13 protein-coding genes are annotated in these 14,977 nt (G+C 63.4%); 8 read left to right on the top strand and 5 right to left on the bottom strand.

Going from position 1 to position 14,977, the window contains the following annotated elements; all coding sequences use genetic code 11:
• The first annotated feature begins 81 nt into the window (after positions 1 to 81).
• A complete protein-coding gene (gene gshA / locus LT40_RS17160) occupies positions 82 to 1,665 on the top strand; it encodes a glutamate--cysteine ligase (protein WP_043192308.1) in 1,584 nt (527 codons plus the stop codon).
• Between the two features lie 147 nt (positions 1,666 to 1,812).
• Here the strand turns inward: gshA and argA are convergent, their stop codons facing one another.
• Together argA and argE are read right to left on the bottom strand one after the other, a co-directional pair.
• Entirely contained in the window at positions 1,813 to 3,111 is a 1,299-nt protein-coding gene (gene argA / locus LT40_RS17155) for an amino-acid N-acetyltransferase (RefSeq protein ID WP_043192307.1), read from the bottom strand.
• 134 nt (positions 3,112 to 3,245) lie between these two features.
• Positions 3,246 to 4,400, bottom strand: a complete 1,155-nt coding sequence (gene argE, locus LT40_RS17150; RefSeq protein ID WP_043192306.1) for an acetylornithine deacetylase — start codon at positions 4,398 to 4,400, stop codon at positions 3,246 to 3,248.
• 139 nt (positions 4,401 to 4,539) lie between these two features.
• Here argE and LT40_RS17145 point away from each other — a divergent pair, with 139 nt between their 5' ends.
• Positions 4,540 to 5,907, top strand: coding sequence for a CYTH domain-containing protein (locus LT40_RS17145; protein ID WP_043192305.1), 1,368 nt, complete (start codon positions 4,540 to 4,542; stop codon positions 5,905 to 5,907).
• A gap of 87 nt (positions 5,908 to 5,994) precedes the next feature.
• Here the strand turns inward: LT40_RS17145 and LT40_RS17140 are convergent, their stop codons facing one another.
• Entirely contained in the window at positions 5,995 to 6,465 is a 471-nt protein-coding gene (locus tag LT40_RS17140) for an Lrp/AsnC family transcriptional regulator (RefSeq protein ID WP_043192304.1), read from the bottom strand.
• Positions 6,466 to 6,592: 127 nt separating this feature from the next.
• On the opposite strand from LT40_RS17140, the gene LT40_RS17135 reads away from it, so the two are divergent.
• The 3 genes from LT40_RS17135 (at position 6,593) to LT40_RS17125 (ending at position 9,248) form a co-directional block, all read left to right on the top strand.
• Entirely contained in the window at positions 6,593 to 6,919 is a 327-nt protein-coding gene (locus tag LT40_RS17135; protein WP_043192303.1) for a hypothetical protein, read from the top strand.
• A gap of 102 nt (positions 6,920 to 7,021) precedes the next feature.
• Entirely contained in the window at positions 7,022 to 8,809 is a 1,788-nt protein-coding gene (gene tfpB / locus LT40_RS17130; RefSeq protein ID WP_043192302.1) for a type IV pilus assembly ATPase TfpB, read from the top strand.
• Between the two features lie 121 nt (positions 8,810 to 8,930).
• A complete protein-coding gene (locus LT40_RS17125) occupies positions 8,931 to 9,248 on the top strand; it encodes a DUF2388 domain-containing protein (RefSeq protein WP_043192301.1) in 318 nt (105 codons plus the stop codon).
• A 106-nt stretch (positions 9,249 to 9,354) separates the two neighbouring features.
• On the opposite strand, the gene betT is transcribed toward LT40_RS17125, so the two are convergent.
• Both betT and epsC read right to left on the bottom strand, forming a co-directional pair.
• Positions 9,355 to 11,316 carry a choline transporter BetT gene (betT, locus tag LT40_RS17120; RefSeq protein ID WP_193385583.1) on the bottom strand — a complete coding sequence of 654 codons (1,962 nt, stop codon included), beginning with the start codon at positions 11,314 to 11,316 and terminating at the stop codon, positions 9,355 to 9,357.
• A gap of 234 nt (positions 11,317 to 11,550) precedes the next feature.
• Positions 11,551 to 12,489, bottom strand: a complete 939-nt coding sequence (gene epsC, locus LT40_RS17115) for a serine O-acetyltransferase EpsC (RefSeq protein ID WP_237749264.1) — start codon at positions 12,487 to 12,489, stop codon at positions 11,551 to 11,553.
• Between the two features lie 274 nt (positions 12,490 to 12,763).
• Here epsC and tcyJ point away from each other — a divergent pair, with 274 nt between their 5' ends.
• From tcyJ to tcyN, 3 genes are read left to right on the top strand one after another with little or no spacing between them, the layout of a single operon-like run.
• Positions 12,764 to 13,555 (top strand): cystine ABC transporter substrate-binding protein, encoded by a 792-nt coding sequence (gene tcyJ / locus LT40_RS17110; RefSeq protein WP_043192299.1) that lies wholly within the window; start codon positions 12,764 to 12,766, stop codon positions 13,553 to 13,555.
• Positions 13,552 to 14,220, top strand: a complete 669-nt coding sequence (tcyL, locus tag LT40_RS17105; RefSeq protein WP_148308575.1) for a cystine ABC transporter permease — start codon at positions 13,552 to 13,554, stop codon at positions 14,218 to 14,220. Before tcyJ ends, tcyL begins: the two co-directional genes overlap by 4 nt.
• Positions 14,221 to 14,224: 4 nt before the next feature.
• A complete protein-coding gene (tcyN, locus tag LT40_RS17100; RefSeq protein ID WP_043192298.1) occupies positions 14,225 to 14,974 on the top strand; it encodes an L-cystine ABC transporter ATP-binding protein TcyN in 750 nt (249 codons plus the stop codon).
• Positions 14,975 to 14,977 lie beyond the last annotated feature (3 nt).

Below are 14,977 nucleotides of genomic sequence, written 5' to 3'. Positions count from 1 at the left end.
CCGGTTCCTTTTTGTCTTCACCCTTGCAGACCGTCCGCTCCACCCCCATATCGGGGCGACTGACGCGTGAAGGAATCCAACTTGAGCGAATTTCTCAACCGCCGCCTGACTCTGCTCGGCGAGCCTGCCACCCTTTCTCTGCTCGCGCAGTGCCTGCATGGCATCGAACGTGAGTGCCTGCGCGTCAACCACGAGGGTCGTCTGGCGCAGACGCCGCACCCCGAGGCGCTGGGGTCGGCGCTGACCAATGAACAGGTCACCACGGACTATTCCGAGTCGCTGCTGGAGTTCATCACGCCCGCACTCAAGGACCCTGCACAGACCCTGCACAGCCTGGAGCAGATCCACCGCTTCGTGTACAGCAAGCTGGGCAGCGAGTACCTGTGGAGCCCCTCCATGCCCTGCCCGCTGCCAGCCGAGGAAGACATTCCGCTGGCCTATTACGGCACCTCGAACATCGGGCGTCTGAAATACGTCTATCGCCAGGGGCTGTCCCTGCGTTACGGCCGTACCATGCAGTGCATCGCCGGCATTCACTACAATTTCTCCCTGCCCGAGCAGCTGTGGCCGGTGCTCAAGCAAGCCGACGGTTATGTGGGTACCGATCGCGATTACCAGTCTTCCGCGTACATCGCGCTGATCCGCAACTTCCGTCGCTACAGCTGGCTGCTGATGTACCTGTTCGGCGCCTCGCCGGCGCTGGATGCCGGCTTCCTGCGTGGCCGCGCCCATCAGCTCGAGCAACTGGATGCGCAGACCCTGTACCTGCCCTACGCTACCAGCCTGCGCATGAGCGACCTGGGTTACCAGAGCAATGCCCAGGCCGGCCTGACGCCGTGCTACAACGATCTGGCCAGCTACACCGACAGCCTGCGCAAGGCGGTGGCCACGCCGTATCCGCCGTATGTGCAGGTGGGCACGCACAAGGATGGCGAATGGGTGCAGCTGAACACCAACATCCTGCAGATCGAAAACGAGTATTACTCCAACATTCGTCCGAAGCGGGTGACCTACAGCGGCGAGCGCCCGATTCAGGCCTTGATGGCGCGTGGCGTGCAGTACATCGAAGTGCGTTGTCTGGACATCAACCCGTTCGTGCCCACGGGGGTCGACCTGACCGAGTCGCGTTTTCTCGATGCGTTCCTGCTGTTCTGCGCGCTGGAAAGCAGCCCGCAGATCGACAGCAACGAATGCGCGGCGTGCACCGACAATTTCCTCAGCACGGTCAAGGAAGGTCGTCGACCGGGCCTGCAGTTGCAGCGCAATGGCGAGGCGGTGGAGCTCAAGGCATGGGCCGGCGATTTGCTGGAGCGTATCGACGCGGTCGCTGCACTGCTCGATCGCAGCACGGGTACCGATGAGCATGCCCAGGCGATGGCGGCGCAGCGCGCCAAGGTCAGCGACCCTTCGCTGACGCCGTCGGCGCAGGTCCTGGCGAAGATGGCCGAGCAGAAGCAGAGCTTCGCCGAGTTCTCCTTCAGCCAGAGCCAGGCCCATGCCGAGTACTTCCGGCAACAGCCCCTGAGCGCCCAGGACCAGGCGCACTTCGAACAACAAGCCCGCGATTCATTGGCCGCCCAGGCGACGCTCGAGGCGGAAGAAGTGGGGGATTTCGATGTGTTCGTCGGCTCCTATCAGGCAAGCATCCTGGCCATCAGCAACTGACCGCAGTGAATACCCTGCGGTATCTCTGCTGCACCGCAGCGCCCTTTTCGCGGGCAGAGCCCGCTCCCACAATGGATATGTGCTTATCTCATGTGGGAGCCGGGCTCTGCCCGCGAAGAAGGCGCCACCGATCGGTCTGATGCGCCGCTACAGCGCCTTTTCGAAGATCTTCGAATTACGCTGGTAGTTGTACAGCGAGGCGCGTGCCGAAGGCAGGCGTTCGACGCCGCTGGGTACGAAGCCGCGCTCGCGGAACCAGTGTGCCGTGCGGGTGGTGAGTACGAACAAGGTATTCAAACCCAATGCCCGCGCCCGCTCCTCGATGCGCTCGAGCAGCTCGTCGCCACGACCGCCATGGCGGTATTCCGGATTCACCGCCAGGCACGCCAGCTCGCCGGTCTGGGAGTCGGCAATCGGGTACAGCGCGGCGCAGGCGATGATCATGCCTTCACGCTCGACCACGCTGAATTGGGTGATCTCGCGCTCCAGCACTTCCCGAGAGCGGCGCACCAGGATGCCCTGCTCTTCCAGCGGGCTGATCAAGTCCAGCAAGCCACCGACATCTTCGATGTTAGCCTCGCGTACTTGCTCGAACTGCTCCTGCGCCACCAGGGTGCCGCCGCCATTGCGGGTAAACAACTCGGTCAGCAATGCGCCATCTTCGGCGTAGCTGACGATGTGCGCACGGCTGACGCCACCCTTGCACGCCTGGGCCGCCGCATCGAGCAACTCCCCCTGGTAATCGTTGCCCAGGCGCAACAGGTGCGCCGGCACCTGCTGCGGACGCAGCTCACGCACCAGGTGACCGGTTTCGTCGAGCAGCCCCGGCTCGGCGCCGAACAGCAGCAGCTTGTCGGCCGCAAGATCGATGGCGGCCCGCGTTGCCACGTCTTCACAGGCGATGTTGAAGATCTCGCCGGTGGGCGAGTAGCCCAGGGGCGACAGCAGCACGATCGAACGTTCGTCGAGCAGGCGGTTGATGCCCTTGCGATCAACCCGACGCACTTCGCCGGTGTGGTGATAGTCGACACCCTCTACCACCCCAATCGGCCGCGCCGTGACCAGGTTGCCGCCTGCCACGCGCAGCCGCGAGCCCTGCATCGGCGAGGACGCCATGTCCATGGACAGGCGCGCCTCGATGGCGATCCGCAACTGGCCCACCGCATCGATCACGCATTCCAGCGTGGCGGCGTCGGTGACCCTCAGGTTGCGATGGTAGTGCGGGCTCAGGCCACGGGCGGCCAGGCGGCTTTCGATCTGCGGGCGCGATCCGTGGACCAGCACCAGGCGCACGCCCATGCTGTGCAACAGCACCAGGTCGTGGACGATATTGCCGAAGTTGGGGTGGGCAACGCCCTCGCCGGGCAGCATCACCACGAAGGTGCAATCACGGTGGGCGTTGATGTAGGGGGAAGCGTGGCGAAGCCAATTCACGTAGTCGGGCATAACTGCAAAAGCCTGTAGAAAGGTGGGACGAAAAACATCATTCGGCGCACAGCGGTCTGAGGGTTATCGTCGTGACAGGCTTGGCAACACGCGTGCACTCCTTGCATGAAAGGCGGCCCGGGGGCACGCCTGAATTAGGCGATCACCGATTCGAGGCAGTAATGCTCGATCAGTTCACGCAATAGACGCACGGTAGGCTGCAAACGTGACATTTCCAGGTATTCGCCTGGCTGATGCGCACAAGCAATATTGCCTGGCCCCAGCACCAGGGTTTCGCAGCCCATGCTCTGGAAGTACGGTGCCTCGGTACCGAAACCCACGGCCGCCGCCGTATGCCCGGTCAGGCGCTCGGCCACGCGGACCAGCTCGGCGTCGGCACGCTGCTCGAAAGGCGGCACCTCGGCGAACAGCGGGGCATAGTCGATCTTTACCTGGTGCAGCTCGGCCAGCGGCGCCAGCTTGCTGCGGATCGCAGCGCGCAGCACCTGGGGGTCCATGCCCGGCAGCGGCCGCAGGTCGAACTCCAGCGAGCATTGCCCACAAATGCGATTGGGGTTGTCGCCGCCATGGATGCAGCCCAGGTTCAGGGTCGGTTGCGGCACGCTGAACTGCGCGTTGTTGTATTCGCGCTGCCATTGCCGACGCAGGTCCAGCAACTCACCGATCGCCCCGTGCATGGCTTCCAGGGCGCTGTGGCCCAGGCTTGGATCGGACGAGTGCCCGCTGCGACCCAGAATGTCGATGCGTTCCATCATTACGCCCTTGTGCAGGCGGATCGGCTTGAGCCCGGTCGGCTCGCCAATCACCGCGGCACGGCCCAGCGGACGACCGGCGGCGGCCAGCGCCTTGGCACCGGACATCGAGCTTTCTTCGTCGCAGGTGGCCAGGATGATCAGCGGCTGCTTGAACGGCTGGTCGATCAGGCCACGCACCGCCTCGATCGCCAGGGCGAAAAAGCCTTTCATGTCGCAGCTGCCCAGCCCGACCCAACGGCCATCGACTTCGGTGAGCTTGAGCGGGTCGGTGTTCCACAGCGCCTCGTCGTAAGGCACCGTGTCGCTGTGACCGGCCAGCACCAGACCGCCGGGGCCGCTGCCGAACGTGGCGATCAGGTTGAACTTGCCGGGCTCGACCTGCTGGATGTCGCAGGCAAACCCCAGTTCGGACAACCAGTTGGCCAGCAGCTCGATGACCGGGCCGTTGGACTGGTCCAGGCTGGGCTGGGTGCAACTGACCGAAGGCGCCGCAATGAGGGCGGCGAACTGTTCCTGCATGGACGGCAATGGCATGGCGATCCTCCCGGGACGAGCCCCATCATAGAGCCATCGAGCGCCAAGAATAAACCGCCGTGGCACGACTGCTGTACACTGCACGGCCTTATCTAGTCATCAGCGCGTTGTTGTCCGCCAGCGCTTGGATTGCCCCCTCATGCACAAAGAAACCGAAATCAAACTGCGCGTCAGCCGCGAAACGCTCGCTGCTCTGCGTGAGCACCCCCTGCTGAAAAAGCGCAACAAAAGTGGCTGGGAGCGCCGAGAGCTGTTCAACCAGTACTTCGACACGCCTGCACGCGAACTGGCAGCCGCCAAGGTCGCCCTGCGCCTGCGCCGCGATGGCGAAGAAGTCATCCAGACGCTCAAGACCCGTGGCAGCAGCGTGGCCGGGCTGTCGCAGCGCAACGAATACGACTGGAACCTGCCCAAGGCCAAGCTCGACCTGAAGAAGCTCGACGGCGAATGCTGGCCCGAGCAACTGGCCGAGCTGGACAAGAAGACCATCAAGCCGGTATTCACCACCGACTTCGTCCGCGAGCGCGCGGAAATCGCCTGGGGCCGTGGCAAGGCGCGGGTGGTGATCGAAGCGGCCCTGGACCTGGGCAAGGTCATCGTCGGCAAGCAGTCCGAAGAGATCTGCGAACTGGAACTGGAACTGCGTGAAGGCGAGCCGGCAGCCTTGCTGGAACTGGCCGCCGAACTGGCCGAGAAACTGCCGCTGATGCCTTGCGACATCAGCAAGGCCGAGCGCGGCTATCGTCTCAGCGATCCGGACAGCTACGCCCTGAGCCTGCCCGCCCCGGAATTGAACGCCGAGACCACGCTGGACGACGCCTTCACTGCCCTGGCCTGGCACCTATTGGCGAACAGCCAGCGCTTGGCCGAGCAGTACCGCTTCAATGGCCACTGGCGCCTGCTGCAGGACTGGGTGCAACAGCTCATCGAGTTACGCGGACTGGTCGGCAGCCTGGGCCAGGCCGCGCCGCGTGCCAGCAGCAACGAGCTGCGCACCACCCTCGATGCTCTGCTCGAAGACTGGCGCCCCCTGGTGCAGGCCGGCCAGGACGACGAAGACGTGCGCAAGGCCGCACCCGAACAGTTCGCCGAAGAGTTGCTGGACGTGCGCTGGGGCCAGTTCTCGCTGAACACCTCCCGCTGGCTGATGGGCCGTCTGTGGACGGTCGAACGCAACAACCGCGGCAACCGCCAGGGCAGCGCCCAGTTGCAAAGCTGGTTGGGCCATCTGCTGGCCGAGGAAGGCGCGGCGCTGCAACTGCCGCGCTACCAGCAGCAACCCGAGGACCTGGCCGAGCAGTTGCCGCGTATCGAACGTATCCAGAGCTGGCTGCACCTGGCCCGCGGCGTGCTGGACGTACCGGAAGTCGACCGCCTGTTCGGCGAGCTGAACAAGCTGCACGCCCTGGCCAGCCTGGACATCAGCGATGAAGTGCTAGATGCGCGGATGCAGCAGGCCATTGCCGTGAGCCAGAATCGCGCGTGGAAACTGTTGCTGCGCAAGTAAGCTTTGTGGTGTTTTTCTGACCTCTTCGCGGCTGCCAGCCGCTCCTACAGGGTGTTGTGAACCTGTAGGAGCGGCTGATCTCGCCAGTCACCGATCCACCGGCAGGCTGGTGGTCGACTTGATTTCGGACAGCGCCACCGTCGAATTCACCTCTTGAATGCCCGGCACCATCGACAGCTTCTCGAAGAAGAAGCGCTCGTAGGCTTCGATGTCCGGCGTGACGATACGGAGTAGAAAATCGACGTTGCCCATTAGCACGTAGCACTCCAGCACCTCTGGAAAACCCCGTATCGCTTCCGTGAACTCGGTGAAATTCGAGCGGCCGTGGGCGTTGAGCTTCACCTCGGCGAATATCTGCGTGTTCAGGCCGATTTTCTTGCGGTCCAGCAGCGTCACCTGGGCCCTGATCACCCCCTCCTCCTTGAGCCGCTGGATGCGCCGCCAACACGGCGACTGCGACAAGCCCACCTGCTCGGCGATCTGTGCACTGGACAGCGTGGCGTCTTCTTGCAGCAACGCCAGAATACGTCGGTCGTAAGCATCCAACGGGCTTTGCATAGATTTATCTCCAATTTCGATTTTTTAGACTTGCCCAATTCAAGATAGCTCGAATACTCGCAAAGTCAGGCAAGAAATGCCCCGATGGACGTGGGAAACTTTCTTGCATTCACCACGGAGATCGCCCATGTCTGCCTTTGAACTGCTGACCCCGCCGCGCCCCGATGTCTGGGCTGCCGGCAACCTCACCACGACCGTGCAGTTCAGCCTGAGTGCAGAGATCGAGGCCGACGTGCTGTGTCGGGTGCTCAATCTGTTTGCCATGCAGTACCTGATTCCTTGCCAGCTCAGCGCCGTGCAAATGGCGGACAGCCTGCAGATCCAGGTACAGGTCGGCGAGTTGACCTGGCACCGGGCGCAAGTGATCGCGGAGAAAATGCGCAACCTGATCAGCGTTTTCGACGTGCAGATCACCGACGCCCAGCACCCGGCCCAGGTGCAGTCGTACGCTTGAGCGAGCGAGACAAATGCGGCAACGGTTGCCATGACGGCAACTTTGGGCACGGGCGCTAGGCTGTGTGGCACGACAGATCGCGCACCGCCAAGGAGGCCCCGCATGACCCTCGTCGCCACTCCCCACCGGCATCGCCACGACTGCGACCTGGACATCGATGAACTGGTCGACGACCTGCTCGCCGACGGGCTCATCGAACCACACACCGCTCAAGCGCTGCACAAGGATTTCCAGCACGCAGGTGCGCTCCGGCTTCACCCGCTGCAACGGTTGGCGGATTGCCGGCTACCCGATCCGCGCCAACCGGGGCAGTTGCTTGACCTCGATGCCCTGAGCCAGTGGCTGGCCCACCACGCCGGGCAAGCCTACCTGCGCATCGACCCTCTGTGCATCGACGTACCCACCGTGGTTGCCCTGATGCCCCAGGCCTTTGCACTGCGCCACGGCATCCTCGCCGTGGCCGTGGACGAGTACAGCGTCACCGTCGCCAGCGCGCAGCCCTGGCAGCGCCAGTGGGAAGCCGATCTGGCCCATGTGCTCAAGCGCACGATCACGCGGGTGGTGGCCAACCCCGTCGACATCCAGCGCTTCACCGAACAGTTTTTCCAACTCGCGCGCTCGGTCAGCGGCGCCAGGTTCCAGGGCCAGTCCAGTGCCACGGGCAATCTGGAGCAACTACTGCAACTGGGCGACATGGCCGCGCCCGCCGCCAGCGACCAGCACGTCGTCAACATCGTCGACTGGCTGTTCCACTACGCGTTCGAGCAGCGCGCCAGCGACATTCATATCGAGCCGCGGCGCGAGTTCGGTGCGCTGCGCTTTCGCATCGATGGCTTGCTGCATTGCGTGTACCGCTTCCCGGAGCAGGTCACCCTGGCCATCGTCAGCCGCCTGAAGAGCCTGGGGCGCATGAACGTCGCAGAGAAACGCAAGCCCCAGGATGGGCGGATCAAGACCCGCCTGCCCGGGGGCCAGGAGATCGAGTTGCGGCTGTCCACCCTGCCCACCGCCTTCGGCGAAAAGATGGTCATGCGCATCTTCGACCCTCAGGTGTTGCTCAAGGATTTTGCCCAGCTCGGCCTGGCCGCCGACGACCTGCGGCGCTGGCAGCAGATGACCACCCAGGCCCACGGCATCGTGCTGGTCACCGGGCCCACCGGCTCGGGCAAGACCACCACGCTGTACACCACCCTCAAACAGCTGGCGACGCCGCAGATCAACCTGTGCACGATCGAAGATCCGATCGAGATGGTCGAGCCGGCCTTCAACCAGCTGCAGGTGCAGCACAACATCGACCTGGATTTCGCCAGTGGCCTGCGCGCATTGATGAGGCAGGACCCGGATATCATCATGGTCGGTGAAATCCGCGACCTGGAGACGGCCGAGATGGCCATCCAGGCGGCCCTGACCGGCCATCTGGTGGTGTCGACCCTGCACACCAACGATGCCGTGAGTGCGATCACTCGCCTGCTGGAACTTGGGGTCGCGCATTATTTGATCAAGGCCACGGTGCTGGGCGTCATGGCGCAGCGCCTTATACGCACGCTGTGCGAAGACTGCAAGGCACCGGCGCGGGTCGACCCGAACACCTGGACGGCGCTCATCGAGCCCTGGCGCATGGCCGTACCCAAGGGCGCACGACGAGCCGTAGGCTGTTCGCGCTGCCGCGACACCGGCTACTGCGGGCGGGCCGGGGTGTACGAGGTGCTGCTGATGAGCGACGGGGTGAAGGCGTGCATCGGCGCCAATACCGATTTCGCCGCGCTCAGGCGCCAGGCCTGCAGGGAGGGCATGCGCAGCCTGCGCCTGGGTGGTGCGAGGCAGATCGCTGCCGGCCTCACCACGCTCGAGGAGGTGCTGCGTGTGACCCCGCGCATCGACGCGATGTAGAGCACCGCGATGGGCAGGTCGATCGCCTTGGGGAACTTGACTGCGGTTGGCCGTATCCAACGTGCGAACGACAACTGCCCCGGATTACATTCGTACCGGATCACACTGTGGAGTCTCGATCATGCGCCTCAAAACTGCCGTTGCTACCCTCGCATTGCTGTCTTTGCCCGTCAGTTCGGCCATGGCCGATCCCTTCTGGCGCAATGTGCTCTCTTCCGGCGCCACCACCGGCTCTTCCTACCTGACCTTCAAGGATCACAAGCTGATCATCGCGGCCCAGGACGATGCCGGCAGTTTCGTGGCCAGCGAAGGCGGTATCCGCGGCCCGTATCTGGAAGCCGCGATCCAGAAAGTCCGTGCGCAGAACCCTGGTCTGGAAGCATCCGACATGGACCTGGCCAACGCCATTTTGGCCAAGAACGCCGTCGCCGATAACTGACAGCGCGTCCATAAAAAACCCTCGCACATCGGTGCGAGGGTTTTTTTATGCGTACAGCTTTTCTGCCCGGGGTCGAGCGAGGGGCCTGATTGCCCCTCTATATCGGTCAACGCACCAGATGCAGGAACTGCATGTGCCGTTCGTACTGGTCGAGGATGTCGTTGATGATCTGCTCCTTGCTGTAGCCCACCAGGTCGTAGTCCTGGCTGCCTTCGGACAAATGCACCTCGGCTCGGTAGTAGCGGCGGTTCTTCAGTTCCTGATTGCCCATCCCGCCACGGGCAAAGGATGGCGTGAAGTAACCACGCATCTGCACCTGATAGATGAACGGCCGCTCTTCACCATGACCGATCTCGAAAGTCACGTTGTCGTGGCTGGTGTCCTCCTGGGCAACGGCATCCAGCCCTTTCTCGGCGAACGAGGCGGTCACTTCAGCCACGGCTGGCCGTACGTGGGTGTCCATGAAGCGGTACACCTCGTCACGCGAGGGGAAGCTCACGGCCTGGCCCAGCCGCTGACGCCAACCGCCACGCCCTGGCCGCGAACTGGCGACCGGCGCCAGCGAATACAACTGGGCGATCTTGCGCTGGCCTTCCATATGGAAGGCCTTTTGCAAGCCCCACATCATCGCCAGCAGGATGACCGAGAACGGCAGCGAGGTGAGCACCACGGCAGACTTCAGCGAATCGATACTGCCGGCGAAGAGCAGGCCACTGGTTACCAGTGCAGTCATCGCGCCCCAGAACACCCGCAGCCATTTCGGACCGTCTTCGTCCGGGTTGCCGCCACGTGCAGACAGGGTCGAGAGCACGACAGTGCCCGAGTCGGCCGAGGTGACGAAGAACACGAAACTGATGAACACGGTGACCGCGATCACCGTCCGCGCCCACGGATAGGTTTCCAGCAGCAGGTAGAGGGTCATCGATGGGTCGTCGATGGCCGACTGGCCGATTGCAGCCATGCCATGGTTGATCACCTGGTCGATCGCGCTGTTGCCGAAGATCGACATCCAGGCCAGGGTAAAGCCCAGAGGAATCAGCAGCACGCCGAAGACGAACTCGCGAATCGTGCGCCCGCGCGAGATCCGCGCGATGAACAGACCCACGAACGGCGACCAGGCAATCCACCAGGCCCAGTAGAACACCGTCCAGTTGCCCAGCCAGTCGCTGGGCTTGTCGTAGGCGTAGACGTCGAAACTCTTGCTGGGCAGCGCGCCCAGATAGTCGCCGACGTTCTGTACCAGAGTGCTGAGCAAATGCTGGGTCGGGCCGGCGAACAACACGAAGAGCAGCAGCGCACAGGCGAGCAGCATGTTGATGTCGGACATCACCCGCACGCCCTTGTCGACGCCGGAGACCGCCACCAGAATGGCCGCACCCATCATCAGGGTGATCAGGATCACCTGGATCCACTGGGTATGGGCCACGCCGAACAGGTAGTCCAGGCCCGAGTTGAGGTGGAGCACGCCAAAGCCCATGTCGGCACCCAGGCCGAAAATGGTGGCGATGATGCCGAAGCCATCCACTGCGTAGCCGATCGGTCCGTTGATGCGCTTGCCGATCAGCGGGTACAGCGCCGAACGCAGCGCCAGCGGCAGGTTGTGACGATAGGCGAAATAGGCCAGGGCCATGCCGACGAAGGCGAACACACCCCACCCATGCAGGCCCCAGTGCAGGAACAGCAGCTGCATGGCCTGGCGCGCGGCTTCCTGGGTGCCTGCCTCGCCCTGCGGCGGTTGCAGCATGTGGGTCAGCGGTTCGGACACGCAGAAGAAGAACAGGGTGATGCTGATGCCGGCGGCAAACAGCATCCCGGCCCAGGACAGGTAGCTGAACTCGGGCTCGTCGTGATCGGCCCCCAGTTTGATCTTGCCGTACCCCGACAGCGCCGTTACCACGACGAACACCAGGTACAACGTCATGGCCAGCATGTAATACCAGCCCACGGTGTTGGCGGCCCAACTTTGCGCTGCCAGCAACCATTGACCGGCCGCTTGCGGGAAGGAAATGACGACGATGCCGAAAATCAGGATGAAGCTGGCGGCAAAATAGAACACCGGAGGGTTCATGCGCACATTGCCGCTTGGGGTCGATGAAGATGCACTCATGCGTTGTGCACTCCACACGTTCGGAAATGGAAGAAACTGGGCGTTTTCAGCAAGGGATGGCCTCCTGTTGAACGCGAATCGCGATCCATGGTTTTATTGAACGAGCGTTCAATTAAAACACGACTGATGGGTGGATGGCCAATTGATGGGCCGAACGGCCCGACAAACAGACCGTTCACTGGCAGCTGTGCCGGCCTATTTCTGACTGCCGTCGTCGTGTACCAGGTTCGCCTGGGTCAGGTTGCTGCCTGCCGGCACGGTGCGCGTCAGCCACACGTTGCCGCCGATGGTCGAGCCCTTGCCGATGGTGATGCGGCCCAGAATGGTTGCGCCGGCATAGATGACCACATCGTCCTCGACGATCGGATGGCGCGGATGACCCTTCTGCAACTGCCCGGACTCGTCCGCCGGGAAGCGCTTGGCCCCCAGGGTGACCTGCTGGTAGATACGCACTCGTTCGCCAATGACGGCGGTTTCGCCGATCACCACGCCCGTGCCATGGTCGATGAAGAAACTCGGACCGATCCGCGCGCCGGGGTGAATGTCGATACCGGTCGCCGAATGGGCCAGTTCCGAGCTGATGCGCGCCAGCAACGGCAAGCCGGCGAGATACAGATGGTGCGCCAGGCGATGATGGATCACCGCGAGCACGCCCGGATAGCAGAGCAGCACTTCGTCGACGCTGCGCGCCGCCGGATCGCCGTGGTAGGCCGCCAGCACATCGGTATCGAGCAAGCGCCGCAGACCCGGCAGGGCGACGGCGAAACCCTGGATCAACTGCAACGCTTTGGCGTCGACGGCCGGCAGGTCGCAGTCGCCATTGCGCGCGGCGTAGCGCAGCTCCAGGCGGGCCTGGGTCAAGAGTTCGTTGAGCGCGGCGTCCAAGGTATGGCCTACGTAGAAATCTTCGCTTTCCTCGCGCAGGTCCACCGGCCCCAGGCGCATCGGAAACAGCGCCCCGCACAGCTGCTCGAGCACCTGGGCCATGGCCTCGCGCGACGGCAGTTCGCGACCGCCCTGCATGCCGCAACTGCGTCCGTTCTGCCGGCGCCAATCGGACCGCGCCTCATGCAACTGGCCGACGATGGACTGTAACTGCCAATGGCCTTTGCGTGCCTGAGGGATGTCGTTCACGGTTATGTCCTGCCCTGTGCGAAAACAGCGATGGTCGCCGATGGCGCCCACCATACGGGAAAAATCCAGGCGGTAAAAAGAACGCTTTGGATCGCTCGTGGAGCATCTGAACATAAGCCGGGGTCTTACGTTCCGTAGCCACTGCGGGGGCTTGTGGCCCAGCGTGGCGGTGCCTATAGTCCTGTTTTTCCCGACGCGCCTTCACATCGACGATCGGTAGCCGCGAAGGTTGCTGCAAACGATGCGAAACCCTCCCTCATCTCAAGGATCCGCCATGAATTTTCCCGCATTGCGCAAACACCTGCTGATCGCCGGTCTGGTTCTGGGCAGTTCGCTGCTGGGCCAGGCGGTTGCCGGCGAACAGTTGCAGAAGATCAAGGACGCCGGTGTCATCAACGTCGGCCTGGAGGGGACCTATCCACCGTTCAGCTTCGTCGACGAGAACGGCAAGCTGACCGGCTTCGAAGTGCAGCTCTCCGAGGCCCTGGCCAAGGAGCTGGGGGTCAAGGTCAAACTGCAGGCGACCCCGTGGGCCGGCATTCTTGCGGCGCTGGAGTCCAAGCGCCTGGACGTGGTGGTCAATCAGGTGACCATCTCCGAAGAGCGTAAGAAGAAGTACGACTTCTCGACGCCCTACACCGTGTCCGGTATCCAGGCAGTGGTCGCGAAGAAGAACGCCGACAGCATCAAGCAGGCGTCGGACCTGGCCGGCAAGAAAGTCGGCATGGGCCTGGGCACCAACTACGAGCAGTGGCTCAAGGACAACGTACCGAGCGCCATTGTCAAAACCTACGACGATGACCCCACCAAATACCAGGACCTGCGCGTCGGCCGCATCGATGCCATTCTGGTGGACCGCCTGGCGGCCTTCGACCTGATCAACAAGACCAACGAGACCCTCGCCCTGGCCGGCGACGCATTCTCGCGCCAGGAAGCCGGGATCGCCGTGCGCAAAGGCGAACCGGAGCTGCTCAAGGCACTCGACGACGCACTGGAAAAACTGCGCAAAGACGGCACCCTGGCCAAGCTGTCCAAGCAATGGTTCAGCGCTGACGTCACGCAATGATCGAGAGCAGCCTGCAGCTGATGCTCGATTCGGCACCCTTTCTGCTCAAGGGTGCCTACTACACGGTGTTTCTCAGCCTGGGCGGGATGTTCTTCGGCTTGCTGCTGGGCTTCGGCCTGGCGCTCATGCGCCTGTCCAGGAGCCGGCTGCTGAGCTGGCCGGCGCGGGTCTATGTGTCGTTCTTCCGCGGCACGCCGTTGCTGGTCCAACTGTTCGTCATCTACTACGGCCTGCCCCAGGTCGGTATCGAACTGGACCCGCTGTCGGCGGCGCTGATCGGTTTTTCCCTGAACATGGCGGCCTACGCCTGTGAAATCCTGCGGGCGGCGATCGCGTCCATCGAGCGCGGCCAGTGGGAAGCCGCTGCCAGCATCGGCATGACCCGCGCGCAGACCCTGCGCCGGGCCATCCTGCCACAGGCCATGCGCACTGCCCTGCCGCCGCTGGGCAACAGCTTCATCTCGCTGGTCAAGGACACCGCGCTGGCTGCGACCATCCAGGTGCCGGAGCTATTTCGCCAGGCGCAGTTGATCACGGCACGCACGTTCGAGATTTTCACCATGTACTTGGCGGCCGCACTGATCTACTGGCTGCTGGCAAGCCTTCTGGCGCACCTGCAGAATCATCTGGAACGGCGGGTCAACCGCCACGACCAAGAGGCATGAAGCAATGATCGTGGTAAAGGGCCTGACCAAGCAGTTCAATGGTCACACCGTACTCAAGGGCATCGATCTGGAGGTCGCCGCCGGCGAAGTGGTGGCCATTATCGGCCCCAGTGGCTCGGGCAAGACGACCTTCCTGCGCTGCCTGAACCTGCTGGAAACACCTACCAGTGGCCAGGTCCGCGTGGGCGACATCGAAATCGACGGCGCCCGGGTGGCGCAACAGCAAGGCTTGATTCGCGAGTTGCGCCAGCAGGTGGGCTTCGTGTTCCAGAACTTCAACCTGTTCCCTCACCGCACGGCGTTGGAAAACGTCATCGAAGGGCCGGTGGTGGTGAAGAAGATGGCCATGGCCGAAGCGGTCGAACTGGGTCGCAGCCTGTTGGCAAAAGTGGGCCTGGCCGGCAAGGAAGACGCCTACCCCAGGCGCTTGTCGGGCGGTCAGCAGCAGCGCGTGGCGATTGCCCGGGCGCTGGCCATGCAGCCGCAGGTCATCCTGTTCGACGAGCCGACCTCGGCGCTCGACCCGGAACTGGTCGGCGAGGTGCTGGCGACCATTCGGGGCCTGGCGCAGGAGCGGCGGACCATGGTCATCGTCACTCACGAGATGCAGTTTGCCAGGGACGTGGCCAACCGCGTGGTGTTCTTCGACCAGGGCGCGATCGTGGAACAGGGCCCGGCCCGCGAGCTGTTCGCCAACCCTCGGCACGCGCGGACCCGGCAATTCCTCGACAAGTTTCTGCACCCCGAGGGGTAGCGC

Source organism: Pseudomonas rhizosphaerae, from assembly GCF_000761155.1.
GTDB classification, from domain to species: domain Bacteria; phylum Pseudomonadota; class Gammaproteobacteria; order Pseudomonadales; family Pseudomonadaceae; genus Aquipseudomonas; species Aquipseudomonas rhizosphaerae.
Note: the sequence above shows the minus strand (reverse complement) of the source record. Positions and strands in the feature narration are given on the sequence as shown.

Excerpts from the sequence above, each read along its gene's own strand:
- argE (WP_043192306.1), bottom strand. The coding sequence starts at position 4,400 with ATGCCATTGCCGTCCATGCAGGAACAGTTCGCCGCCCTCATTGCGGCG.
- tfpB (WP_043192302.1), top strand. The coding sequence starts at position 7,022 with ATGACCCTCGTCGCCACTCCCCACCGGCATCGCCACGACTGCGACCTG.
- tcyN (WP_043192298.1), top strand. The coding sequence starts at position 14,225 with ATGATCGTGGTAAAGGGCCTGACCAAGCAGTTCAATGGTCACACCGTA.
- LT40_RS17135 (WP_043192303.1), top strand. The coding sequence starts at position 6,593 with ATGTCTGCCTTTGAACTGCTGACCCCGCCGCGCCCCGATGTCTGGGCT.
- tcyJ (WP_043192299.1), top strand. The coding sequence starts at position 12,764 with ATGAATTTTCCCGCATTGCGCAAACACCTGCTGATCGCCGGTCTGGTT.
- LT40_RS17145 (WP_043192305.1), top strand. The coding sequence starts at position 4,540 with ATGCACAAAGAAACCGAAATCAAACTGCGCGTCAGCCGCGAAACGCTC.
- argA (WP_043192307.1), bottom strand. The coding sequence starts at position 3,111 with ATGCCCGACTACGTGAATTGGCTTCGCCACGCTTCCCCCTACATCAAC.
- LT40_RS17125 (WP_043192301.1), top strand. The coding sequence starts at position 8,931 with ATGCGCCTCAAAACTGCCGTTGCTACCCTCGCATTGCTGTCTTTGCCC.
- LT40_RS17140 (WP_043192304.1), bottom strand. The coding sequence starts at position 6,465 with ATGCAAAGCCCGTTGGATGCTTACGACCGACGTATTCTGGCGTTGCTG.
- betT (WP_193385583.1), bottom strand. The coding sequence starts at position 11,316 with ATGAACCCTCCGGTGTTCTATTTTGCCGCCAGCTTCATCCTGATTTTC.
- tcyL (WP_148308575.1), top strand. The coding sequence starts at position 13,552 with ATGATCGAGAGCAGCCTGCAGCTGATGCTCGATTCGGCACCCTTTCTG.